The organism is Bradyrhizobium sp. USDA 4473 (assembly GCF_054063335.1).
Window position 1 is genome coordinate 3033197 of the sequence record NZ_JBSSGE010000001.1, and the last position, 23088, is coordinate 3056284.

Here is a 23088-nt window from a genome sequence, read left to right on the forward strand (position 1 = left end):
CGGCGTGGGTTTGTGCCAACGCCGGAGCGTGAGGTAGCAGAGCCGTTATCGTTGAGCGTGCTGCTTCAGCTTAGTGACGAGGGCGTCGCCGAAAGCAGGCGCCGACATCGGCTGCTGGCCGGTGATCAATTCACGGTCAACCACCACGTTGGGGTGCCAATTGGCGATGCTTTCGACGCGTGCGCCAGCCTCGGCGAGTGCGTTGACCGGATAGAACTGGACATTTCCGCCCAGGCCGTTCGGGCCTTCCAGAGCCTGCTCTTCACCGGTCGAGAAGATCGTCACGCGATAGCCCGCGTAGGGCCAGCCCTTCGTCAGGCTGCTTGCCTTGCCGTCGCCGGCGATCATCGAAGCGATGAAAGCGTCAGGATTAGGAAGCGCCGACAAAAGCACGATCGGACCGTGGCAGATGATGCCGGTCGGACGGCCGGACTCATGGAAGCTGGTCAAGATCTTGCCGAGGTTCTTGTCCTTGAGCAGGTCGACCATCGGCGCGTGACCGCCGGGAATGAACAGACCGACATACCCGTTGGTCCCGTCCGCGACGACAGAAGCCAAAGTCTTCGGATGCTTCAGCGCCTGGAGGTTCTGGGCGTATTTCAAGGCGTCGGCCCGCGCAGCGTCGTCGCCGCCGAAGAACATCGCGTTGTTGGAGTTCACGTCCATGACCGGCAGGTCGCCCTTGGGATTGGCGATCACGGGCTCGTAACCGGCCTCGATCAGCTTGCGGTAGGGGACGACGAACTCGTTCAGATAGTAGCCGGTCTTGTAGGTCTTGCCGTCCTTCAGATCGAGCGCGTCGGCGCTCGACATCACGACGAGAACTTTGCCTTTGGTTTGTGCGGAAGCGGTCATCGGAGTCACCATCGTTAGGGCGAGCGCCAGCGCGCCGCCGAGTTTGCGGAAAAACATTTCGGTTGCCTTAGTTTGGAGGGGACTGCGCTCGAGATGCGAGGTCCCCGGTTCGGTGGGGAAAGCCCGTCAGGCCACGTGGTAGCGTGCGGCGGGTTTGGGGTTGCGGAATTTGGGGGCCAGGTCGCGGCGCTCCTGCTCCCATCGCGTCCATGCCTCGCCTTCGTGAAGTCCGGGGATGGTTACCGTCTCGCCTGCGTCGAGGCCGGCCAACGCCGCGTCGACAAGATCCTCGGCTCGCATGGTGATCTCGGAAGATTTTTGCGGCGCGTAGCCGGCGACGTCCCAGAACTCGGTGGCGGTGGCGCCGGGCAGCACGGTCTGGACGCGGACGCCCTTGTCGGCGAGATCCTTTTGCAGCGAATGACCGAAGCTCAGCACGTAGGACTTCGAGGCGCTGTAGACGCCGTTCAGGGCCTCGACCGCGATGCCGACCACGGACGAGATGTTGATGATCGTGCCCTTGCCGCGTTCGACGAACGCCGGCGCAGCCGCGTAGGTCAGGCGGGTGAGAGCCGTGATGTTGAGTTCGATCATCGCTTCCATCTTGTCGACGTCGGCCTGGAGGATCGACGCGACCGAGCCGACGCCGGCGTTGTTCACCAAAATGGTGATGCTGGGATCTTCATGAATGACGGCTTCGACCTTCGCGATGCCGGTCTTGTCGCTGAGGTCGGCCTGCAATGGAGTGATCTGGCGCCCGGTCTCCAGCCGCAGACGTGCAGCCAGCGCGTCGAGACGATCCTTGTTGCGCGCGACCAGGATCAGATCGTATCCGCGCTTTGCGAGGCGGTCGGCATAGATGGCGCCGATGCCCGTCGATGCCCCAGTGATGAGGGCGACTCCTCTAGGCGAAGTATTGCTCATTTGTCTTCTCCGTCTTGGGTGCTCGGGATTGAGCTTGCAGACGAAGAATAGGGTTGCGGCCTTACGTCTCAAATGTCATATAAGCGTGGATTTCGGACATCGGAGACCTCCATGCGCGATATCGCGTTTCTCGTCTACCCCGGGTATTCGCTGATGGCCCTCGCCGTTACGGCAGGCTTCGAAGTCGCAAATTCGATGGTCGACCCAAAGCCTTACGACCTCCACTTCGTCTCGGAGCACGGGGGACCGGTCAAGACGTCGGCCGGCATGATGCTTCAGACCGAGGCTTTCACCGAGAAGCCGTTCGATACGCTCGTCGTCGGCGGGGCGACTTATCCCGAGCCATCCACGCCGGGTCTGATCTCCTTCGTCCGCGAGGCCCCTAAGAGACACCGGCGCATCGCGGCCGTGTGCACCGGCGCGTTCGTGCTTGCCGAGGCCGGACTTTTGAACGGCCGGCGGGCCACCACACATTGGATGCACGCCAGAGACCTGCAGCGGGCGTACCCATCGATGAAGATGGAGGAGGATCGCATCTTCATCAACGACGGCCCGATCTGGACCTCGGCCGGCATGACTGCTGGCGTCGACCTCGGACTGGCGCTCATCGAAAATGACCTCGGTCCGGAGCTCGCGAAAGCCGTAGCGCGCAAGCTCGTCATCTATCATCGCCGCGGCGGCGGCCAGTCGCAATTCTCGGCGCTGCTCGAACTGTCGCCGAAGTCCGACCGCATCCAGGCCGCGCTCGCCTACGCGCGGGACAATCTGCACAAGCCTCTGACGGTCCCCGATCTCGCCGATGCCGCTCGTCTGAGCCCGCGGCAATTCAGCCGGGCCTTCCATGCCGAGACGGGGCAGTCGCCGGCCAAGGCGATCGAGAATCTCCGGGTCGAGGGCGCGCGCAATCTGATGGAGCAGAGCCGTCACTCGATCGACGAGGTGGCCCGGCAGACCGGCTTCAGCGACCGCGATCACATGCGTCGCGCGTTCCTGCGTGCGTTCGGGCAACCGCCACAGGTGCTCCGGAGAAATGCGCGACTAGAATCGATCGACATCCAGGACGAAGTCGACGATCACGCGACTGCGGGCTAGGCGCGCTGCCCCTCGGACGGCTTCCACTTCAGCACATCGATCAACGCCCGCAAAGCGGGCGTTACGTGTCTGCTCGGATAATAGAGGTACAGCCCTTCGAACGGGATGCACCAATCGTCGAGGACTCGAATGAGGCGCCCGTCCTGCAGGTGAGGCGCTGCTTTCGTTTCGAGCATCAGTCCCAGTCCGGCACCGGCCAACATCAACGTGGCTGCGAGATCAGGATCGTCGAGGATGAGTTGGCCGCCGGCGCGGGGACGCACTTCCTTGCCGCCGCGCTCGAGCTTCCACGGGAAAAGCCCACCTCCGGTAATTAGTCGATAGAAAATGCAGTTGTGTCGCTCCAGATCAGCCGGCGCCTTCGGGGAAGGATTTCGTTCGAAGTAGCCCGGAGATCCGACGACGATCAGACGCGTGTTGGGGCCCACGCGCACGGCGACCATGTCCTGGGCGACGTTTTCTCCCCACCGAATTCCGGCATCGAAACCGTCACGGACCAGATCCATGACGCGGCTGTCGACGCTGACCTCGACGGAGATCTTCGGGTTTTCGAGCAGAAACTTCGGCAGTACCGGCGCCAACACCGTCTGAGCACCGAACTGGGCGGTCGTGAGCCTGATGTTTCCGGAAGGATCCCCGCGCCATTCGCCCATGGCGGCAAGACCGGTTTCGACTTCTTCGACGGCGGATTCGATGGAGCGCAGCAAGCGCTCGCCGGCCGGCGTGGCGGCGACGCTGCGCGTTGTGCGTGCCAGCAGCCGGACCCCCAAGCGCGTCTCGAGCCCCTTCATCATGTGGCTCAGGGCGGACGGGGACACGCCGAGTTCGGCAGCCGCGCGGGTGAAGCTTCGAGCCCGGGCGATGGTCCCATACGCCACCAGGTCGTCGAGCTCGCCCCGCTTCATTAATGAATCCAGTTCAAAGGCCTTTTCGGCCTTGAGCTTATAATCCCCGACGTTCCGCGTTGCTACCTCTCTCGAAATGTCGATTGATGAGCTGCGAACATCAACTAGGGGCGGATCTTTTGGAAACCGTCAGGACGGAGTCCCTGATCGGAGCCCGGCAGTATGTCCTAAATTGTCGTTTATTAGACATTTGAGGCGGGTCCGGAGGGGCCTACTCCAAGATGCGTGGCCGCTGGCGCCTAGACACCGGGTCCACTTCCGGGGGCCCGTCCCGCTTCATCCGGGCCACGCACGCAAAGGACGACAGACATGCAGTTGATGGTCCTCTTCAGCCTGAACCCCGAGAAGGCGCAGACACCTCCACCGCAAGAGCTTCTTGAGGCCGAATTCGAAGCGGTTCGCGGCCTCTACATGGAGAGCCTGATCCGACAGGTCTGGCTGCGGAGCGATGGCAGCGGGGCGGTCGCGATCGTCGAGGCGGCCTCGGTCGACGACGCTGCCGAAAAGCTCGGCCGACTGCCGATGGTCCGCGCAGGTGTCCTGCAGGCTCCCGTCATCGTGCCGCTGTCTCCCTATTGGGGCTTCGCCCCTCGCGCCAACTAAATCCGTCGGAGAGCACGATCGTGCCGACTACCGCTTCGTCGCACTCGCAGCCCAATCGTCGAAACGAGCGAGCGAACGCCAGGAATCTGCGCCGGTGGGCGCTGGGTGCGGCCGCTTTGGGCGTGGCCAGCCTATTAGGATTCGCTGCATTCGCCTGGCGGCCGGCGATACCGGAAATCGCGACGCCGCCCTCATCGAGTTTCAGTGCCGGGGTGGTGTCGCGCGGAGCGATGCTGTCCTCCGCGGGATATTGCGCGACGTGCCACAGCGTGCAGGGCGGACAACCGTTCGCCGGCGGCTATGCGATGAAGAGCCCGTTTGGAACGCTCTATTCGACCAACATCACGCCGGACCGCGAGACAGGTATCGGCGCCTGGTCGAAGGAGGCCTTCCGCCGCGCGATGCACGAAGGCGTCGCCCGGGATGGCTCGCACCTCTTTCCGGGCTTTCCCTACGACCACTTCACGAAGGTCTCCGACGGCGACGTCGATGCGATCTACGCCTTCCTGATGACGCAGCCTGCCGTCCGCGCGCCGGCGCGGCCGAACGAGCTTCTCTTTCCGCTCGGCATCCGGGCGCTGCAGGCCGGATGGAAGCTGCTGTTCTTCCGCTCGGGCAGGTTCGAGCCTTCTCCGGATCACGACGCGAAGTGGAATAGAGGCGCGTACATCGCCGAAGCCTTGAGCCACTGCTCGGCCTGCCACACGCCGCGCAATCCGCTGGGGGCCGAACGGAGCGGGTCGGCTCGCTACACTGGCGCCGCCGTGGACGGCTGGTTCGCGCCGGCGCTGACGGCCGCAAACCCGTCCCCGTTGTCCTGGACTGCGGACGAATTGCGCGCCTACCTGTTCGAGGGCCTCAGTCGTTTTCACGGCACGCCCTCGGGTCCGATGTCGCCTGCCGCGCACGGATTGGCCGCCCTGTCTCCGGACGATCGCGAAGCGCTGGTGACCTACGTCGCCTCCATCGGCGGCGGCGCTTCGCGATCTCGGGTCGACGCCGCCGCAGTGGACCAGGCGTTGCAGGTCGATGCGACCAGCGCTGGTCGACAGATCGATCCAGATGCCGGGCTCTACGCCGCAGCGTGCGCATCATGCCACTACAACGGCTCGGCAGGCGTCAATGCGAGCCGCCCCGATCTCGCGCTCAACAGTGCCGTCCATCTCGCCGACCCCGCCAACCTGATCCGCGTGATCCTGTTCGGGATCGGCGCGTCCGAAGGCGCAAACGGATTGGTGATGCCCGCCTTCGGCTCGGGCTTCAGCAATGCGGAGGTCGCCCGGATCGCGGCGTATCTCCGTCGCACCCGCACGAACCAGCCGACCTGGCCGGTCCTCGAGAAGACCGTGGGTGAAATCCGCGCGCAGGGAAAAGGAGAGGGATGACATGTCCACTAATTTCCGGATCAACGGGCGCTCCGTCAGCGCGGGCGAAGATAGCGAGACGCCGCTGCTCTGGGTCATCCGCGACGAGATCGGCCTGAAGGGCACGAAGTTCGGCTGCGGCATCGGCTTGTGCGGCGCCTGCACGGTTCACGTCGGAGGACGGCCGACGCGCTCCTGCATCACGCCGGTCGGTGCCGTCGAGGGCGCTGAGGTCACGACGATCGAAGGCCTGCATCCGGAGGGCAATCACCCGGTGCAGCAGGCCTGGCGCGATGTGCAGGTGCCGCAATGCGGCTACTGCCAGTCGGGACAGATCATGCAGGCCGCGACGCTGCTCAAGGACTTTCCGGCACCTACCGATGCGGACATCGACGCCGTGATGTCGGGCAATCTGTGCCGCTGCATGACGTATCCCCGGATCCGCGCGGCGATCAAGGCGGCGGCGACCCTCTCCCGGAGTGCGGGCCATGAATAGAGCGCTGCGATCGAACGAAGACCTGGTGCTCTCGCGCAGAACCTTCCTGATCTCGAGCCTCGCGGCGGGCGCCGTGTTCGCCTTCGCGCCTCCTACCGGGCGCGGCCAACTTTCTTCCGCTTCCGGATCCCCTCAAGACCGCGAGCGGTCCGCTGTTCGAGCCGACCATCTGGTTCAGCATCGATACCGACGGTGTCACGTCGATCAACATCGCCAAAGCCGAGATGGGCCAGCACATCGGGACTGCGCTCGCGCGTATCCTTGCCGACGAGCTCGAAGCCGACTGGAGCCTGGTGCGGCTCGTCAGCGTGGATACCGAAGCGAGGTGGGGGCCTATGATCACCGGAGGCAGCACCTCTGTGTGGTCGACCTATCCTGACTTCAGTCAGGCCGGAGCGGCGGGCCGCATCACCCTCATCGAGGAAGGCGCCAAGCTACTCGGCGTCGCTCCGCAGGATTGCGTCGCGCGCAAGGGCCGTATCGAGGCCGGCGATCGCTCGATCGGGTACGGCGACATCGTACGTCGCGGCGACGTCTCCAGGCGCTTCAGCGCCGACGACCTCAAAGCCGTGAAGATCAAGACTCCCGACAAGCGGACCCTGATCGGAAAGCCGACGCGCGCGCTCGACATACCGCCGAAGACCAAGGGCGAGGCCGTCTACGGCATCGACGCCGAAGTCGAGAACTTGGTCTACGCGCGCCCCAAACTGCCGCCGACGCGCTACGGCTCCAAGGTTCTTTCGATCGACGATAGCGCCGCGCGCAAGGTGAAGGGGTACGTTCGCAGCATCGCGCTCGACGATCCGTCCGGCACGGTCCCGGGCTGGGTCATGGTGATCGCAGAGAGCTACCCCGCGGCGATCCGGGCCACCGACCTTGTCCAGGTCGCTTGGCAGAACGACGAGACAGCCCAGGTTTCGGATAAGGATCTGCAGGAACATGCCTCCCGCCTCATCGCCGATCCAGCGGCCGGCGCCGTCCTCGACACCGGAGGAGGCGACGTCGCCTCCGCCTTCGGTCGGGCCAAGTCGACGATCGAGGCGACCTACACGACCGCCGGCGTTCTCCACTTCCAGCTCGAACCGGTCAACGCGCTGGCGTTCGAGAAGGACGGCGTGATGGAAATCCATACCGGCAACCAGGCGCAGAGCTTCATCCTGCCCGTTCTCTCCAAGGCGCTCGGAATGCCGCCGGAGAACATCGTCATGCGGACCTACCTCATCGGTGGCGGGTTCGGGCGTCGGCTGAACGGCGACTACAGCGTCCCTGCCGCCTTGGCCGCCAAGGCGATCCGCAAGCCGGTGAAGATGATCCTCACGCGCTCCGACGACTCCGTCCTCGATTCGATCCGCTCGCCGACCGTGCAGGGGTTGAAGATCGGATTTGACGCCGACCGCAGGCCGGTCGCGATGGATCACGCTGCCGTGGCCGGATGGCCGACCAAGGCGATGTTCCCGGTCGGGCTCGTCAAGGGCACAAACGGTGCGCTCTATGATCCCTTCTCGATCGCGGGCGCCGACCATTGGTACGATGTCGGCGTGCTCCGCGTGCGCGCGATCAACAACGACCTCGCGCAGAAGAGCTTCCGCCCCGGCTGGCTGCGTGCGGTGGCACCGGGCTGGACCAATTGGGCGCTCGAATCCTTCATGGACGAGGCCGCCCGCAGCGTCGGCCAGGATCCGCTGTCCTTCCGCCTCGCGCGACTGACGGGACGGGGCATAAACGCAGGGTCGGTGCCCAACGCGGTCGGCGGCGCGAGCCGCCAGGCGAACGTCTTGCGGCGAGTCGCCGAACGGGCCCGTTGGGGCCGGAAGATGCCTGCCGATACCGGGTTGGGTTTGGCGAGCTCCTTCGGTCAGGAGCGTGGAATGCCGACCTGGTGCGCCTGCGCCGCCGAGGTCGAGGTCGACAGGGGAACGGGCGTCGTCGCTGTGCGCAAGTTGTGGCTCGACATCGACGCCGGCACGATCATCGATCCGGATGGTGCGCGTGCGCAGGCCGAAGGCGCGATGCTCTGGGGCCTCAGCATGGCGCTGCACGAGGGGACAGACTTCAGGGACGGCAAGGTCTGCGACACCAATCTCGACACCTACACGCCGGTGCGCATCAGCGACGTGCCCGATTTCGACATCGCTTTCGTCGACAGCGTCGAGGCACCGATGGGCCTCGGAGAACCGCCAACCACTGTCGTCGCGCCGGCGATCGGAAACGCGATCTTCGCGGCCACGGGCATCCGTCTCCGACGCCTCCCGATCAGGCCAGACGATCTGCTCGCCGCAGCCCGCACCTAGCTCGCACGAAGGGAAGACCCATGCCGACATATGTGTGCGCCGTTCCGCCGAATCTCCTGAGCGACGAGCAGAAGGACCGGATCGCGCTCGCCATCGGTCGCCGCCACAGAAGCGACGGGCGCTCCGTCCTACTTCGCCCAGGTCGTCATCGAGGAGAAAACGTCGGCCAGGCGCTACCTCGGCGGCGAGCTATCCGACGGTCACATCTGGATCCGCGGTGACGTCCGGGCCGGTCGGTTCGAGCGCTCATCGTCAGCATCGCGCAGGATGTCGGCATCATCGCGATGGTTCCGCAAGATTCGGTCTGGGTCTACCTCTGCAACCTGGAGCCTTGGACATGGTCGAGTACGGACGCGTCCTGCGCTGCCAGACAAGGAGCAGGAATGGTTCGAAAGCCTTCCCGCGTCCCTGCAGTCCGACCTGAAGAGGCTCGCCGCGAACCGGTAGATCCTCCATCCGAACTCAAGCCTCAGGGATTTTCGAAATGCCTTATCTGCAGCTGGACACCCCATTCACCCATTCGGCAGACCAGAAGCGTCGCCTCGCCAAGCGCTTGGGCGAGATCTACGCGGACGTGATGAGCGCGAACATCAATCGGATCAGCATCGCGATCCGCGAACTCGGAGAAGGCGGCCTGTGGCGATGCGGGCCCGGCGAGCCCAGGCCGGCGGCGCTGCTGATGTGCGACATCCGGCAGGGGCGCGAGAAGGAGGTCCGCGCGGAGCTCGCCCGCCAGTTGGTGGCGGCATGCATCGAGATCTGCGGGCTCGACGAGACGACAATCAACGTCGAGTTTACCCAGCACGCGGGCGATGAGATGTACCACACGATGTACGGCGGCCTGAGCGACGACTGGCAGGCGGGAAAGACGGACACGCTGAACGGTCACGCTCCGTAGCGGGCGATCTCGAAGGTCATCATTCTCGCCGACAGCGACGCTGCACCGGAAATCTTATTACCCTCCGAACAAGGAGTTTGAAAATGCCTCTCGCAAGAATAGACGTGGACGCTTCGACTTCCCAGGAAGTGCGCAGGAAGCTCAGCAACATAGTCTACGACGCGATGACGAGCATCGCGAAGGTCCCCATCCACGACAAGTTTATGATCGTCTCGACGCATGCGCCGGGTGACCTAGTTTACCCGAAGGAAGGCTACCTAGGCATCGACTACACTCCCGGCATCGTATTTATCCAAATCACGTGGAATGCTGGTCGGACCACCGATGTGAAGAAGGCCTTCTATCGCAAGATCGCTGACGACATCCACGAGAAGACGGGCATCCGCAAGCAGGACGTCTTCATCAGCCTGGTGGATGTGTCTCCGGAAAACTGGTCGTTCGGCAACGGCGAGATGCAGTACGCTCCAAAATGACGGCGTGACGACGGCTCCTTCCGAGTGTCGCGCGGCCGCCGAAAACTTCGAAAGCCGCACGCTTGCCGACTTGGCCGCGTCGACGAGAGGATACGAGCTGTCATCGACTACAGCAAAATCCGATAGCGTAGCCCTCATCACCGGCGCGTCTTCGGGAATGGGCAAAGATATCGCCTTGAGACTTATTTTCCAAGGGCTACGCAGTATACGGCGCGGCACGTCGTGTCGAACGGATGAAAGACATCGAAGCCGCCGGCGGCACGGCGCTGTCGGTGGATGTAGCCGACGCCGCTTCGGTGGTCGCCGCCATCGATCGCATCATCGCCGAGCGAGGAAGGATCGATGTCCTGATCAACAACGCTGGCTATGGTCAGTTTGGGGCGTTGGAGGACGTCCCAATCGAAGTTGGCCGTCGCCAAATGGAAGTCAATCTGATCGGGGCGGCCCACGTGACTCAACTTGTCCTGCCCCACATGCGCGCGCGGAAGTTCGGGAAGATTATCAACATCTCCTCGACCGGCGGAAAAGTCGCTTCTCCACTTGGCGGTTGGTATCACGCCTCCAAGTTCGCGCTCGAAGGTTATTCCGACTCGCTGCGGAACGAGGTGCGCCCATTTGGGGTCGACGTCATAGTCATCGAGCCGGGTGGCATAGAGACCGAATGGGGGGCATCGCTGCGGATGAGGCGGAACGCTTCTCTGGCAAGGGAGCGTATGCCGACCCGGCGGTCAAAATGCGGAGTGTCACGACCGGGCTGGGCAAGATGCCTCCCGCGCGCGTCGTCAGCGACCTGATCGTGCGAGCGATCGAGGCCAGGCGGCGCGCTCTCGTCGCTCGAAACATCGAGCCGCTCGCAGGCCAGTTCCTTAAACTAGGAGCGGATCCCGACAGCCTCGTGGGAGATATCAAGATCAGAGAGGCCGGCACCCGCTTTCATAATGTGACATGTGCCGGTTTCGGCTCGCAAGCTCGTAACGTATTTTGCCCAGCGTTCGAGCGCTTCGCGCATCTCGGCGACGTACCGAGCGCGGTTATATACGCCAGCAACGCCAGCCCGGTGGCCACTAACGTGGTTTAGGATCGCCTCCACGATATGCGGTAACACGCCAAGCCGGTCGGCCATTACCGTAGACGCCGATCTCCGGAGATCGTGAACTGTCCAATGGGGCAGGGGTTCGCCAAAGACCTCGGCGATGCGCACGTCAAGCGCCGCCTTCGACTTTGACCAGCCGGAGAACCCACGATGCGGGTCACCGCTGCGGCGGGGTCCGTCACCAAAGAGGAAGTCTCGGCCGTCTCGGCGTGACGGAAGCAGGGCCAAGGCGGCGGGAACCAATGGCAGCAAGTGCTCGCGACGGTTCTTGGTCCGGGCACCCGGCAGGGTCCAGAGCTCCGAACTAGTATCAAGTTCGGACCATTGCATACTGCCTACTTCATCACGGCGTTGGGCTGTAAGCAGCAACAAACGGACAATGCGTCCGTAATCGTCGTCGCCGCTGGCCCACCAGATCACTGATAACTCATTCTCGGTGAGGACCCGTTCGCGACTTCCCGGCTGCGCGGGTCGATTAGTGCCGAGAACTGGGTTCGCGGGAATGTCGAAGCCTTCCCGTATTGCCCAGTTGAACATTGAGGACAGGGCTGTACGGGCGCGGGCTGCCGAGACGGTGCCATGGCCGGAAGCGATGTCAGCAATACGAGCCGAGATATGGCGACGGTTGATCTGGAAAACCGAGATCGGGTGCAGCTGTTTCCAACTGACCAACAAGTAGCGTTCAACTTCAGAATAGGTCCGGGGCTTCAGCCTTTGCTTGGCGTTCCGGAGATACTGATCAGCAATCACCCGGAGGGTGTCAGCCGCCTGCAGGCGCGCCTTGGCTTTCTCGTCTGCTGGGTCTTTGCCATTAGCAACCAGGCCCAAAAGGCGCTTGGCCTCCCTGCGTGCGAGTTCTGGTGTCCAGGGGGCGCCATGAGGACCGATCGTGACGAAGCGCTGCCGGCCGAACACGCGGTACTTGAGTACGTAGGTCGCTTGGTCGCGTTGGCGCCGAACGCCAAAGCCCCGCACCGCTTCACGGTGATCTGCGTCCCAAATAGTCTCGCCCGGCTTGAGTGCTTGCACTGCACGGATCGTGATACTCGAAACCGCCATCGATCGCCTCTGTAGCTACCACGTAGCTACCACCATAGCGCTAATTGCAGCGCAGGTAAGGCGGGAAACGGCAAGACTTATTATTTGATAATTCTGCAATTTTCGTAGGAATCGCGGAAGCAGCGTAGGGACGGCGGACCCCTTATTGTGTCTGTGGAACAGGAGGTCGGTGGTTCGAGCCCACCCAACTGTACCATCACGTTAAATAGCCAGTATCGATCGTCTCTCCAGCCCCTCGTTGACGTGGCCGATGCGTGCCGCCCGTCTCGCTCAGCGATGCCGCCGCTTTTTCGCGGCGCGTTTGGCGGCCTTGGGTCGTCGCGTCGGCGCCCGCTTGGCGGTGCCGGGCTTCGTCGCTGCGGCCGGCGGCGGCGCGCTTCCCGCGAGCGACCTGAGTTCGGCGAGGAGTCGGTCGGCGGCGCCCTTCTCGCTTTGCCCGGCAGACCCAGCGTATCTGGCAAGCACGAATGCTGCGTTATCGAGGACGGAGCCCCACATCCTGGCGTTATCGACGCGGGCATAGTGCTTCTGGAAGTCCTTGACCAAGCGCTCGACGTCTTGCGCAAGGCTGCCGGCGCCGATCGACTCGAACAGGTCCAGTTCGGTCTGTCCGACGGTCGACCAGAAGTCCGGCGCGACCGAAGACATTGATTGGCGCACCTCCGCGATGTCATCGCTCTTGAGCGGCTTGGCGAGCACCAGTTGCGCCGCGATCCGGTTCATCGCCGGGTAGAAGAACGGAAGCGTCTTCGTGTTTCGAGCAATCGTCTCTGCGGCGCTATAGTGCTGCCACATCCGATTGATCGCCTGCATTTCGGCGGACGGATCACCGGCCAGGGATTCCAGCATCGCCAGCCGCTTGAAGCCGGAGCCGTAAATGCTTTCCCGCTCATAGGTCGGCGCCAGTGCCAGCAGCGTGTCGAGCAGGGCCATCGCATCCTTGATCGCCGCCCGAGCCGCGTCGAACGCCTTGGCCGACGGAGCGGCGTTGTTCTTGATGTCGTTCAAGGCCTGGCGGATCCGCGCATTCGCCAGCTGCTCGATCGCGATCAGCGACGCCGTTCCATCCTGTGCTGCTCGCGCGCGCTCGTACCATGCGATCGCCTCCGCGAAGCGCCCCGATTTCATCCACGCGTTTCCGAACGCCTCGGCGACGTTTCCCTGCTCTCGATACCGGCCGAAGGTTGCGTCCAGATAGCGCAGGCGTCCGGCTTGAGTGTCGGGAGACTTGCGCTGGTATTCGCTTTCCACGCCGATCTGTTCGAGCACGAAGATCAGCGACAAGGCGGAGGCAATGCCGGAAAATTCCTGCCCCGGATCGGGAGTCGGGCGTTGCGCATCGCCGGTCGCCTGCCGGAACTTCCAGTCGGGGTCACCATAGCACTGATACGCCGCCCAGGTGTTGCCGCCGCAGGCATAGGCCTTTTCCCTGGCAGCGGCGACGGCGTCGATGAAGCGCTTGCCTGCGAGCAGCGCGCGATAGAACTCCGTGGCGAATACGCTCGCAGCCTCATCGTCCACCGCCCAGCCCGCGGCGATCACGCATCGCACACCACTGTTGATCAAGGCCTGGGCGACACCCGATGCAAACTGCGCGCGACCGTAATTGGTGACCTCGAGCAGCCGGCCTGGAGCGCCGGTGCCGAGATGGCAGCAATTGACGAACACGAGTTCGGGCTTGACCCGCAACGCCTGGATTTCATTGGCTCCCAGGAACGAACCGCCCGAAAGCACCACGCCCCTTGTCTCGAGGCCCTTGTCGGTCTTCGTCGGTGGTTCGCCATGGCCGGCGACATGGATGATCCGCCAGGATTTCTTGAAGGCCGCATTGATCACTTCGGTCGTGTCGGGTTCGGGATCTCCCGGGTTGGGACCGCTGATCACGGACGTCACCCGCGCGGCGGCGAACTTTCGGCCACCCGGAGCGGTGGTCGCGGTGGTCAGATATGTCGCGACCTCGAGCGCCTCGCGCCTGGCGCCCAGCAGGATGGGATAGTCCTTTCGATCGCAGGCAGGGTCGCCGATCACAAGGATGTCGTCGTCGGCGGTGGCGCTGTTCACCATGATGCTGGGCGTCGCGGTCCGCAGCTTGCGCAACAGCTTGGTGCGGATCGACCATGGCTTCTGGCGGTTCGAAGCCGTCGGCGATTCCAGGGCTTCCCAGGGGATCGGGGCCGTTCCTTCGTCGAGTTCCAGCACCGTCGCCGTGCTGCCGCCCAGGAACGACTCAAGATCGGGCGGCACGAGCAGGGTGAACAATGTCCGGCCGATCTGGGTGTCGGTGTTGGTGTTGTTGGAGGCGGTCGTCACCAGGTTCTTGATGAGCCGCACCTGCATCGGCTGCGGACGCACGTCGTTGCGCGCCCGCTTCGAGTTGATGGTGTAGCCGATCTCCTGGTTGTCATCCTCGGTCTTCAGGATGAGGGCACTGATGAAGTCGTAGTCGGCGCCGCGGTATCCGGCCTCCGGGGGCCGGCGCAGTGCGCCGGCTTCTCGTGCGATGGTCGGGGCGACCGTGTAGGAGGCGGGTGCCGAGATCGCGAGGGCCTGAAGCGCATTCCAGGCGTCGCTCGCGCGGTCGAGGTAGAGTTCGATGATCTTGAGCTGATCGACACGCGGCCACTGCGTGCCTGCAAGGCCCTCGTCCCGGGTGCGCTCGCTGGTCTCACGCACGCTTTGGGCGATCTGTTCGTTGGCCTCGCGCACGCCCTGGGCGATCAGCTGGGCGGCTTGTCCGGGCGTGATGCCGCTGCCGCCGCTGCCCAACAGCGTGGTCGCCAGCGTAAATCCCGTGGCGACCGGACTGCGTTCGGTGAGCCGCTGCGACCATCCGATCACGGCCTGCCGGACCGTGTCGACGAGATCCGAGCCGCGCAACTCGCCTTCGGGTCCGAGACCCGCAACAATCACCGCCGCCGGCAGCGGCATCAGCTTGACGGGATCGCGGGTGAGATTGAGGAAGATCTGAGATGTCCCGGGACTCGTGGCATAGAGACCGCGTTGCAACGACGCGCTCATCGCGCCGCTGAGGACACGGTCGATCGCCGCTTCCGCGCCGGTGAGGCTCGATGACCGGTAGTGGCCGATCAGCAATGGTTCGGCGATAAAGGTGAGATCGCCGTTGACGACGTCGATGCGCAGGGATGCCGAAGGCGGCGCGGTTTGCGGTTCGCGCGCAACGGCCGAGGACAGCACGTCGAGCTCGCTCTGAGGCGGCGATTGCCGCACCCGCTGTCGGGCGGGACGGCTTCGCGCGACCGGTCCGGCGGTTTCGGTTGCCTTTTGCCGGGCGGCGCCGGCCGCGGAGACCCGGGCGAGCCGCTCCGTGCTGCCGGTGTTCAGAAGCTCGCGGTAGGCCTCGAATGCGGCCTTGTACCGCGGCAACGAGCCGTGATCGGCATCCGCAAGCCAGGTCGCCACGCCCGGAAGCTCGGCGCTCTCCCGCGTGACCCGGCCATCGCCGTCGTCGACCTCGAGATAGGCCAGTCCTCGCTCGCCGTTGCTCGCGCCTTCGTAGCCGGCGGGTGTGGTTGCGGCCTTGCCGACGACCAGCAGAAGCCTGTCGGCCCATGAGACCAGGTCATGGTCGCGTTGCTTGTCGAGCTTGCGACGCAGCTCCACGGCGTCATCGAGCACCGCTTGCGGCGGAATACCCCATTGGAATTGAGCCAGCTGAAGTCCCAGATTGTGCCACGTGCTGCGCGCGCTGATCGCATCGAGATCGGACTTTGCGAGATCCCTCCAGGCTTTTTCCGTACCGAGCCGATCCAGCAAGCCCGCCTGGAGCTGAACGAATCCGGGAAAGCCGGCAATCAACTGGCGCGTCTCGTTGCTGGCGAACGGCGCGCCCACATTGACGAGGAGGTTGCCGAAGCTGTCGTCACCGGACAGCACCTGCATCGGAGTCCAGGATCCGTCGTTCGGCGTCCCCAGCATCAGAAGCCGCGCTCCGTCGGATGCCATCATCTGGTTCCAGGTCGCGGGGTCGACGATCTGCATGGCGCGTGCAACCAGCCCGCCCATCGAATGGGCGATGATCCGCACCGGCTGCCCTGACGCCTTGCGCGCGTCGAGCGCCGTTGCGATCGCCGCGGCGAGCCGTTGTGCCTCGGCCAGGATCGGGCGCCGCCAGTCGAATGCGAACGGCTGGACGTCATGATCGTTGAACAGCGCGGTCGCGAGGTCGTCGTAGTAGATGCCGATCGGCCCGTCGGGCGCGACCTTGTCCTTGCCCGGAAGGTAGGCGAGCCGCTTGAGGCCGTTGACGACGCGCCATCCCAGCCAGATCCGCTCGTCGTCGATCTTGAGATTGCTGCCGAGAATTCCGGGCAGCACGAACAGCGCCGGCAATTCGGCCGCCTTGCTGGCGGGACGTGTGGGCAGTGCCGCGCGCGCCCCGCTCGATGATTGTCCGGCCCAGGAGAGCGGGCCGATCACGCTGAACCCGTCGGGGGAGCTACCGCCCGTCCTGGTGAGGGCGTCGACCACCGCCGCTGCGGTCTGCGCGTTGCTGAAATAGTTGAAGTGCGAGACCTTGCCGCCCTGGTCGAGGACGAATGTCGAGTCCTTCTCCCGCGGCGAGCCGCCATACATCGATCGCGTCTGCACGACGAGATCATTGTCGGTCCAGAAAAACGCGTCGGACAGCAAGGCCTTGACCCAGGACACCACCGAATCGCCCTGCAGATCGCCGGCGATGACGCGCAGATCGCCGGCGATCGGGTTCGTTGCCGAGTGCAGCCAGCGGATCAGCGGAGAGTCCGGAATCTGCGCCGCGAGACCGGGCACCTTGTCGGGATCGGCGCGTCTGCGGGCGACCTCGCCGAGAAAGTCGACGAGCTGCGGCGCGACCGGAATCTGGGCGAGCTCGAGCGCCCATTTCAGCACCGACACATAGGCGTCGAGCCGCTTGGAGGCGAGCAGCGTGCCGCGCGCCGGGCAGGCGACGCGGACAACCCGCTCGATCGAAATCCGCTTGTCCGAGACGATCTCGGCGAGCCTTTTCAACTCGGCCGCGCTCGTACCGTCGTCCTTGAACAGGTCGAGATCGGACAGGCGCGGATTGGCGCACACCCGTGCCAGCACTTCCGCAACCAGTCCGCCGCGCGAATGCGTCAGCAGGTGAAGTCGCGCGCCCTTGGGCGCAGCTTCGGCGAGCGTGATGGCGTTGGCGATCGGACTCGCGCCGAGCGTCGGATGATCGAGGGCGTAGACCCTGTTGCCATAGGACTTGAACAGCGAAGCCACCCGCTGCGGGTGCTCGGTCCAGAGCTTGCCGAACGTGCCCGGACGTTTGGCTGAAGGTGCCGTGGATCAGGACCAGCGACGCCCCGTCGTCCGCGGCGATGGCGGACGTGGCGTGCCCCTTGAGCGACTCGAGCTTGTCGGGTTGCAGCCGATAGACACCCGGATCGACCTGTGAATCAAACGACTTGACGACTTTCGAGGCGACGAAGTCGGCCGCCTTGTCCTCGACCAGCCCGGTGACGATGTGGAGGGCCCCCACCTGTACGTCGCCGAACATGCTGCGCGTGCCGCGCGACACCGGAGCGGTGTCCTCGAGGCGCCACTGCAGCCGGCCGGGCACACGCACCTCTCCCGAGCCGAGCGCGGGTCCGCCGCGTGCGAGCGGATCCTGCTGCGCTTGCAGAAGGTCTCGCGCGGATTCGGGATGAAGCCAAAGCGAAGGCCCGCCTGCGATATCAATGACGACGATGTCCTCGTTGGGAACGGCAGCCGCGGTCTTGATGACCGCGTCGCCGGCGCCGCGTTGCGCCGTCACAATCACGGAGTCCTTCAGATGTCCCATTGTGGACGGCGCCGGACCGCGCGCGCCGCGGGCCGTTCCTCCCGGACGAACGCCGGTCATCACGAATGCGATTGGTTCGGACAATGTGACGCTCCCGCAATGGCCGGGCCACAACACAAGACACCGGGCGCGAGCGGAGCAAGCCTACTCGGCCGGGGAGGTGGCCACTGAAATAAGGTATCGACGAGCAATGACGCAACGATACTCGCTCTAATAGAATTGGCAAGCGTTGCGGCTCGGGGCGACAGATCCTCCGTCCTCGGCGTGTCATCACGCCCGCTTGCACTTCTGCGTTGCTTCACCCACACTCCCCGAAACGACACCTTAACCACGCTTGGTGACACCTTGGGGGGACGCATGGGGACCGCCGGTTCAAGGAGTTTTTCGTTTGCGTTGATATCAGGGCTCGCCGTTGCGCTGCTGCTCCTGCTGCCGGGCCGAGGCGAGGCCTACACGCCGGACCAGCAGCAGGCCTGTACGCCGGATGCATTCCGGCTCTGTGGCTCGGATATCCCCGACGTCGATCGCATCACCGCCTGCATGATCAGGAACAAGGCGCAGCTGTCGCCGGCCTGCCGCGTGTTCTTCCGCGGAGGTCCTGAGCCGCGTGAGGCGAGCGAGCGCGAGGAGCGGCGTCCGGTCGCAGCCAAGCGGAAGGTCCACAAATCGCACAAGGCGAAGAAGTCCACGCACTGACCTTGTTCCCATCGTGCGCACGGGTCGCCCGGCTGCGATTTCAAGGGTGCGATACGCGACAGACTGACGCCTTGTGACGCTGTCACGCAGCATCATCTCTGGGGTTTGTATTGTCAGCCAGATCCGTTCCCGCCAGTGGAACGGATGGAGTGGGACGCGTGAGCCAAGACTGCAAGCCAGAAGACTACAAGCAAGAGATCGACCGGCACTTCGCCTGGTTCGAGGCCAAGCTTCCGGAACGGCCGGCGCGCTTCGTCGCGTGGCTGCGCCGGCCGTCGTCGCGCTATGTGCGGATTCCGCTGGCGATCCTCTTGATCGTCGGCGGCATCTTCAGCTTCCTGCCGGTGCTCGGACTCTGGATGCTGCCGCTCGGACTCCTTTTGTTCGCGCAGGATGTTCCGATGTTGCAGAAACCCACCGCGCAATTGCTCGGCTGGATCGAGCGCAAGTGGATCGCGCGTGAGCGCGCCAAGGCTGCCGAAAAGCGCTAGGCCGAGTCAAATCAAGCGCTTAGCGCTTCCATTTTCGGTTGTGTCATAAGTTGAGTGTGACTCAAAAAGCAAAATGCACCGGTAATCTTGGCCACTTTGCGGATTGCAAGAAATTTTTTCTTTCGCGAATCAGCGCTCTGATTCATTTTCGCCTCCTGGGGTCAATCTGGAGGCCAACGTATGAACGTGATTGTTTTCGCTTCGCGTAAGGGGGGCTCGGGAAAAAGTACCCTGGCTGCTCACCTCGCCGCGCAAGTGCACAAGGCGACGAAACCATGTCTGCTGATCGACGCCGATCCGCAGGGCTCGCTGACGCTCTGGCACAAGCTGCGCGGCACCAACGAGCCGGCGATCAAGACGGCGGTGAACTCGGTCAGCGGGATCATTGCCCAAGCCAAGCGTGACGGCATCGAGTGGGTGTTCATCGATACGCCGCCGAACCTGTCGGCTGTGGTCGACGACTCGATCAAGAACGCCACGATGGTGATCATTCCGGCGCGGCCCGGCGTGTTCGACGTCAACGCGGTGCAGGAAACCATTCAGACCTGCCGCTCGATGCGCAAGCCCTATGCCGTCGTGATCAACGGCGCGCCCGCGCAGCGTGACGGCGCCGAGAGCCGCATCGTCGCGATCGCACGCGAGGCGCTGGCGAAATTCCGCGCCCCGGTGTGGAGCGGCCAGATCACCAACCGCGCCGATCTGCTGATGGCGCTCGGCCAGGGCGAAGGTGCCCGCGAATATTACGCGGAAGGCCGCGCCGCCGCCGAGATCAACCGGCTGTGGGCTGCGATCGAACGCTCGATCAAGGCGATCCGCGGCACGGCGTCGGCCTCCGGCGCGATGCACAAGCAGGCGGCGTAACAACGCCGCTTCTCGTTCGAACTGGAAGAACGCGCGGCACTCGCGCGTTTTTTGTCGACTGGCCTCACGCCACCATCAGCAGATAGAACACGATCACCGGCGCCAGGGTCAGGATCACCGACCAGATGCCGACAGCCCACAAAATATCCTCGGTCGTAAAGCCCGGCTCAGCACCGGACCTCACGGCAAAACCATTCCTCGAATTCACGACGCCCCCGCGTTGCTCTCATGCAATGCGCAAGGCTGATACGCGAGCGGCTTTAATATCCCGGTTGGAATTTCGCAGGCATTTGCGCGCGGGCGCTACTTCGGATTAACCACGGCCGGCGCGGCCGGCCGCATCCGGCAGGCCCTCCGATAGCCTCAGTGCATGCCCCCGTCGCGATCGCGGATCGCGCCGAGATGCTCGTTGATCCGGAACACGATCAGGATGAACTCGGCGGCGATGCGCGAGAATACGATGCCGACGAAGATGCTGGCGATCGACGCAAGCAACTGGATGAAGCCGACGAACGGGCTGATCGCCATCGCCGTGAGGCTCCACAGGATGCCGGAGATCCCGAACAGCACGATGACGGCGATCACCAGCCAGTAGAACGTCTTGATGATCGTGGGCGTGATGAAGCGGTCCCACTGAAACAGATCCTGGAAATCGAACATCGTGGTTCTCCCGGCAGGCCGAAATATGATTCGCGTCTCGTTCATCCTACTGCGTCACCCCCGGCGTTGCGCCGGGCCAATGGTGCGCCACGGCGCCGAAGCGCCGCTGCACCACCGGAATCGATACCGCAGGAGCCCCATGTCCCGCCGGTGGCGAGCCCGGACCGGGCGCCGGCAGTCCAGGGGCGAGCTATGCGAGCAGGCCGGTTGTGATTGCCGCAAATAACGGCCACAATCGGGCTTCCCTCCGGCATATCCTCATCCAATGACCACGCTGACCTTCGAAGACTTCAAGCCCGGCCGTTTCGGCACGTTCGGCCCGCGCCACGTTTCGCGCGAAGAGATACTCGCCTTTGCCGCCGAATTCGACCCGCAGCCGATGCATCTCGACGAGGAGGCGGCGAAGAAATCCATGCTCCGCGGCCTGTCGGGCTCGGGCTGGCATCTCGGTTCGCTGATGATGCGGATGCTGTTCGACGGTTTCATCGGCCGCACCGCCTCGCTCGGCTCGCCCGGAGTCAACGAGATGCGCTGGGTGGCGCCGCTGCGTCCGGGCGACGATTTGACGCTGGATGTCGATGTGGTCGAGGCGCGGGTTTCGAAGAGCCGGCCCGAGACCGGCATCGTCACCTTCAAGGGCACGATCCGCAACGCGCGCGGCGAGATGTTGTGCGAGATGGAATCGCCGATCATCATCAGCCGCCGTGCCGGCGCGACCGCATAGGGGGCATCATGCGCTTCTTCGAAGACATGGAGATCGGCGCCCGGCGCGCGTTCGGCTCCTTCACCTTCACGGCCGAGGACATCAAGCGCTTTGCCGCGCAGTTCGATCCGCAGCCGTTCCATCTCGACGAGGAGGCGGGGCGCAACTCGCTGTTCGGCGGGCTTGCGGCGTCGGGCTGGCACGTCGCCAGCGTCTGCATGAAGCTGCTCGTCGCCGACGGCAAAAAGCTCGCCGCGGAAGCCGCCGCGCGCGGCGAGACGGTCGCGGTCTGGGGCCCGTCCCCGGGCTTCCGCGAGCTGCGCTGGATCCGCCCGGTGCTGGCGGGCGATACGATCAGCTTCACCAACCAGGTCGAGACCAAGCGCACGTCCGAGAAGCGGCCCGAATGGGGCATCCTTCAGGCCCGCAATACCGGCGTCAATCAGCGCAATGAGGTGGTGTTCTCGTTCCTGGCGATCGCATTCGTGCCGCGCCGGAAGCCCGGTTCCTGATGTGGCCCGCGCACCTCTGATGTTGCCCGGGCGCCATGGTGGCGGACTAAGTCTGCTGCCGACGTAGTTGTGCGTTGCGCGGAATCCATATTTTGCTAACGCATTTTGAACCTTTGTCCCTGCCTATGGTTTGTGGACTCGGACATCTGGGCAAGCACTACTGGGGATACCATGGCAGATCGCAGCGCGTTGAAACTCGTCGGCATTATCTTCGCGACGGTGACGCTGGTGGTGATGCTGGCGACCGGACTTGTCGTGAAGGGCTTTGCCGACGGCAATTATTCCTTCGAGACCACCGCGAGCATCGATCGCTGAGCGACCGTCTGTTGCTCGCGGGAGCGCAGGGTGGCGCCTGTTTCAATGTGACCCGTCGGCGGACGACGTCACACTTCGCGTCTCCGGATTAACGATTCCAGATCAGCACCATCACGACGGTCGCGGCGGCCAGGATGCCGACGAAGCGGATCATGATCGTGCCGATGCCCTGCTGCGGCTGGCGCAGCGGTATCGGATCGGCGTTGTCCGGCCGGACGCTCTGCATGAATGCTCTCCAAATCGATGCCCTGCTCAGGCGCGGTCCGCTCGGTCAATTCCGGATTGGGCGCGGGCCCGGCATCTCCGGTTCAAATCGGCTTCGGCAAAAACGACATCGCGGAGTGTACACCGCGCTGCATAACGAATCGTTCTGCGCAGGAGGCGGGCACGCAAAACGAAGCCGCCGCCTCCCGGGGAGGCGGCGGCTTGTCGGTTCGCAGACCTGATCGGGTTCAGCTGTTGCGCAGGCCGTCGGCGGCGCGCTTCCACTGCGAGACGTTGTCGGCGATCATGCGGGTCGACTTCATCGCGGCCTGGCTGAGCTGGGCATAGCCGGAGATCTCGCGCTGGACGCGCTGGCCCTCGGCATGCAGCAGGTCGCGCAGGCTCTCGAGCTCGCCGATCAGCTTCTCGATCTCGGCCAGCGAGGTGCCGGCGACGCGCTGGATCAGCGAGTTGACGTTGCTGACGGTGGCATCGGTGTTGGTGTCGGCCGGCGCGGTCTCCGGGCTCGCCACCGGCCGGCGCAGATAGGCGATATCGTTGCGCACGAAGTCGCGGATGCCGGCTTCGACTTCCGAAACCGCGGCGAGGTTGGTGTCGACCTCGGACGTCGTTTCGACTTCGGCTTCCTCGGTACGGTTGGTGGCGTTCATCGGCTTTCCCCTGGATCGCAATAGCGAAGCGCGGCTTGTCCCCCGCACGACGAATTGATGAAGTTACGGACCTATCAGTGCCGCCGAATTTGACCGCATCTGGGCCAAGTTGG

At 64.2% G+C, this 23088-nt stretch carries 22 protein-coding genes and 1 pseudogene; 14 read left to right on the plus strand and 9 right to left on the minus strand.

Annotated features, from left to right (window positions below):
• Positions 1–45 precede the first annotated feature (45 nt).
• A complete protein-coding gene (locus ACVW17_RS14240) occupies positions 46–912 on the minus strand; it encodes a type 1 glutamine amidotransferase domain-containing protein (RefSeq protein WP_456797310.1) in 867 nt (288 codons plus the stop codon).
• Positions 913–981: 69 nt separating this feature from the next.
• The gene (locus ACVW17_RS14245) at positions 982–1779 is read right to left on the minus strand and encodes an SDR family NAD(P)-dependent oxidoreductase (protein WP_456797311.1); all 798 of its coding nucleotides are present in this window, start codon (positions 1777–1779) and stop codon (positions 982–984) included.
• A 111-nt stretch (positions 1780–1890) separates the two neighbouring features.
• On the opposite strand from ACVW17_RS14245, the gene ACVW17_RS14250 reads away from it, so the two are divergent.
• The gene (locus ACVW17_RS14250) at positions 1891–2871 is read left to right on the plus strand and encodes a GlxA family transcriptional regulator (protein WP_456797312.1); all 981 of its coding nucleotides are present in this window, start codon (positions 1891–1893) and stop codon (positions 2869–2871) included.
• Here the strand turns inward: ACVW17_RS14250 and ACVW17_RS14255 are convergent.
• Positions 2868–3776 (minus strand): LysR family transcriptional regulator, encoded by a 909-nt coding sequence (locus ACVW17_RS14255; protein WP_456797313.1) that lies wholly within the window; start codon positions 3774–3776, stop codon positions 2868–2870. The genes ACVW17_RS14250 and ACVW17_RS14255 overlap by 4 nt on opposite strands.
• Before the next feature lie 309 nt (positions 3777–4085).
• Between ACVW17_RS14255 and ACVW17_RS14260 the strand changes: the two genes are divergently transcribed.
• From ACVW17_RS14260 to ACVW17_RS14290, 7 genes are all read left to right on the plus strand, one after another.
• Complete coding sequence (locus tag ACVW17_RS14260; protein WP_456797314.1) at positions 4086–4379, plus strand: hypothetical protein; 294 nt, start codon at positions 4086–4088, stop codon at positions 4377–4379.
• A 20-nt stretch (positions 4380–4399) separates the two neighbouring features.
• The gene (locus tag ACVW17_RS14265; RefSeq protein WP_456797315.1) at positions 4400–5764 is read left to right on the plus strand and encodes a c-type cytochrome; all 1365 of its coding nucleotides are present in this window, start codon (positions 4400–4402) and stop codon (positions 5762–5764) included.
• 1 nt (position 5765) lies between these two features.
• A complete protein-coding gene (locus ACVW17_RS14270; protein WP_456797316.1) occupies positions 5766–6239 on the plus strand; it encodes a (2Fe-2S)-binding protein in 474 nt (157 codons plus the stop codon).
• 224 nt (positions 6240–6463) lie between these two features.
• Entirely contained in the window at positions 6464–8530 is a 2067-nt protein-coding gene (locus tag ACVW17_RS14275; protein ID WP_456797317.1) for a molybdopterin cofactor-binding domain-containing protein, read from the plus strand.
• Positions 8531–9014: 484 nt separating this feature from the next.
• Entirely contained in the window at positions 9015–9428 is a 414-nt protein-coding gene (locus tag ACVW17_RS14280; protein ID WP_456797318.1) for a tautomerase family protein, read from the plus strand.
• Positions 9429–9511: 83 nt separating this feature from the next.
• Positions 9512–9901 (plus strand): tautomerase family protein, encoded by a 390-nt coding sequence (locus ACVW17_RS14285; protein WP_456797319.1) that lies wholly within the window; start codon positions 9512–9514, stop codon positions 9899–9901.
• Positions 9902–10134: 233 nt separating this feature from the next.
• A complete protein-coding gene (locus ACVW17_RS14290) occupies positions 10135–10695 on the plus strand; it encodes an SDR family NAD(P)-dependent oxidoreductase (RefSeq protein ID WP_456797320.1) in 561 nt (186 codons plus the stop codon).
• Positions 10696–10772: 77 nt separating this feature from the next.
• Here the strand turns inward: ACVW17_RS14290 and ACVW17_RS14295 are convergent, their stop codons facing one another.
• From ACVW17_RS14295 to ACVW17_RS14305, 3 genes and pseudogenes are all read right to left on the minus strand, one after another.
• Positions 10773–12053 carry a tyrosine-type recombinase/integrase gene (locus tag ACVW17_RS14295; protein WP_456797321.1) on the minus strand — a complete coding sequence of 427 codons (1281 nt, stop codon included), beginning with the start codon at positions 12051–12053 and terminating at the stop codon, positions 10773–10775.
• A 270-nt stretch (positions 12054–12323) separates the two neighbouring features.
• The gene (locus ACVW17_RS14300) at positions 12324–16646 is read right to left on the minus strand and encodes a CHAT domain-containing protein (RefSeq protein ID WP_456798948.1); all 4323 of its coding nucleotides are present in this window, start codon (positions 16644–16646) and stop codon (positions 12324–12326) included.
• Positions 16647–17132: 486 nt separating this feature from the next.
• Positions 17133–17330 (minus strand): annotated as a pseudogene (locus ACVW17_RS14305) (DUF7379 domain-containing protein); the annotation flags it as partial.
• Positions 17331–18219: 889 nt separating this feature from the next.
• On the opposite strand from ACVW17_RS14305, the gene ACVW17_RS14310 reads away from it, so the two are divergent.
• From ACVW17_RS14310 to ACVW17_RS14320, 3 genes are all read left to right on the plus strand, one after another.
• Entirely contained in the window at positions 18220–18558 is a 339-nt protein-coding gene (locus ACVW17_RS14310) for a hypothetical protein (RefSeq protein WP_456752363.1), read from the plus strand.
• Between the two features lie 158 nt (positions 18559–18716).
• A complete protein-coding gene (locus ACVW17_RS14315; RefSeq protein WP_456752364.1) occupies positions 18717–19049 on the plus strand; it encodes a hypothetical protein in 333 nt (110 codons plus the stop codon).
• A 180-nt stretch (positions 19050–19229) separates the two neighbouring features.
• On the plus strand, positions 19230–19910 hold the full coding sequence (locus ACVW17_RS14320) for a ParA family protein (protein WP_021081815.1): 681 nt from the start codon (positions 19230–19232) through the stop codon (positions 19908–19910).
• Between the two features lie 363 nt (positions 19911–20273).
• Here the strand turns inward: ACVW17_RS14320 and ACVW17_RS14325 are convergent, their stop codons facing one another.
• On the minus strand, positions 20274–20570 hold the full coding sequence (locus tag ACVW17_RS14325) for a DUF4282 domain-containing protein (protein WP_456752366.1): 297 nt from the start codon (positions 20568–20570) through the stop codon (positions 20274–20276).
• Positions 20571–20835: 265 nt separating this feature from the next.
• Between ACVW17_RS14325 and ACVW17_RS14330 the strand changes: the two genes are divergently transcribed.
• The 3 genes from ACVW17_RS14330 (at position 20836) to ACVW17_RS14340 (ending at position 22100) form a co-directional block, all read left to right on the plus strand.
• Positions 20836–21294, plus strand: a complete 459-nt coding sequence (locus ACVW17_RS14330; protein WP_456752367.1) for a MaoC family dehydratase — start codon at positions 20836–20838, stop codon at positions 21292–21294.
• A gap of 8 nt (positions 21295–21302) precedes the next feature.
• A complete protein-coding gene (locus ACVW17_RS14335) occupies positions 21303–21785 on the plus strand; it encodes a MaoC family dehydratase (protein WP_456752368.1) in 483 nt (160 codons plus the stop codon).
• A 171-nt stretch (positions 21786–21956) separates the two neighbouring features.
• Positions 21957–22100, plus strand: coding sequence for a hypothetical protein (locus ACVW17_RS14340; protein WP_024584466.1), 144 nt, complete (start codon positions 21957–21959; stop codon positions 22098–22100).
• 88 nt (positions 22101–22188) lie between these two features.
• Here ACVW17_RS14340 and ACVW17_RS14345 read toward each other — a convergent pair whose 3' ends face one another.
• Together ACVW17_RS14345 and ACVW17_RS14350 are read right to left on the minus strand one after the other, a co-directional pair.
• Positions 22189–22326: a hypothetical protein gene (locus ACVW17_RS14345; protein WP_456752369.1), complete on the minus strand. Its 138-nt coding sequence runs from the start codon at positions 22324–22326 to the stop codon at positions 22189–22191.
• Between the two features lie 226 nt (positions 22327–22552).
• A complete protein-coding gene (locus ACVW17_RS14350; protein WP_456752370.1) occupies positions 22553–22975 on the minus strand; it encodes a hypothetical protein in 423 nt (140 codons plus the stop codon).
• Between the last annotated feature and the right edge of the window lie 113 nt (positions 22976–23088).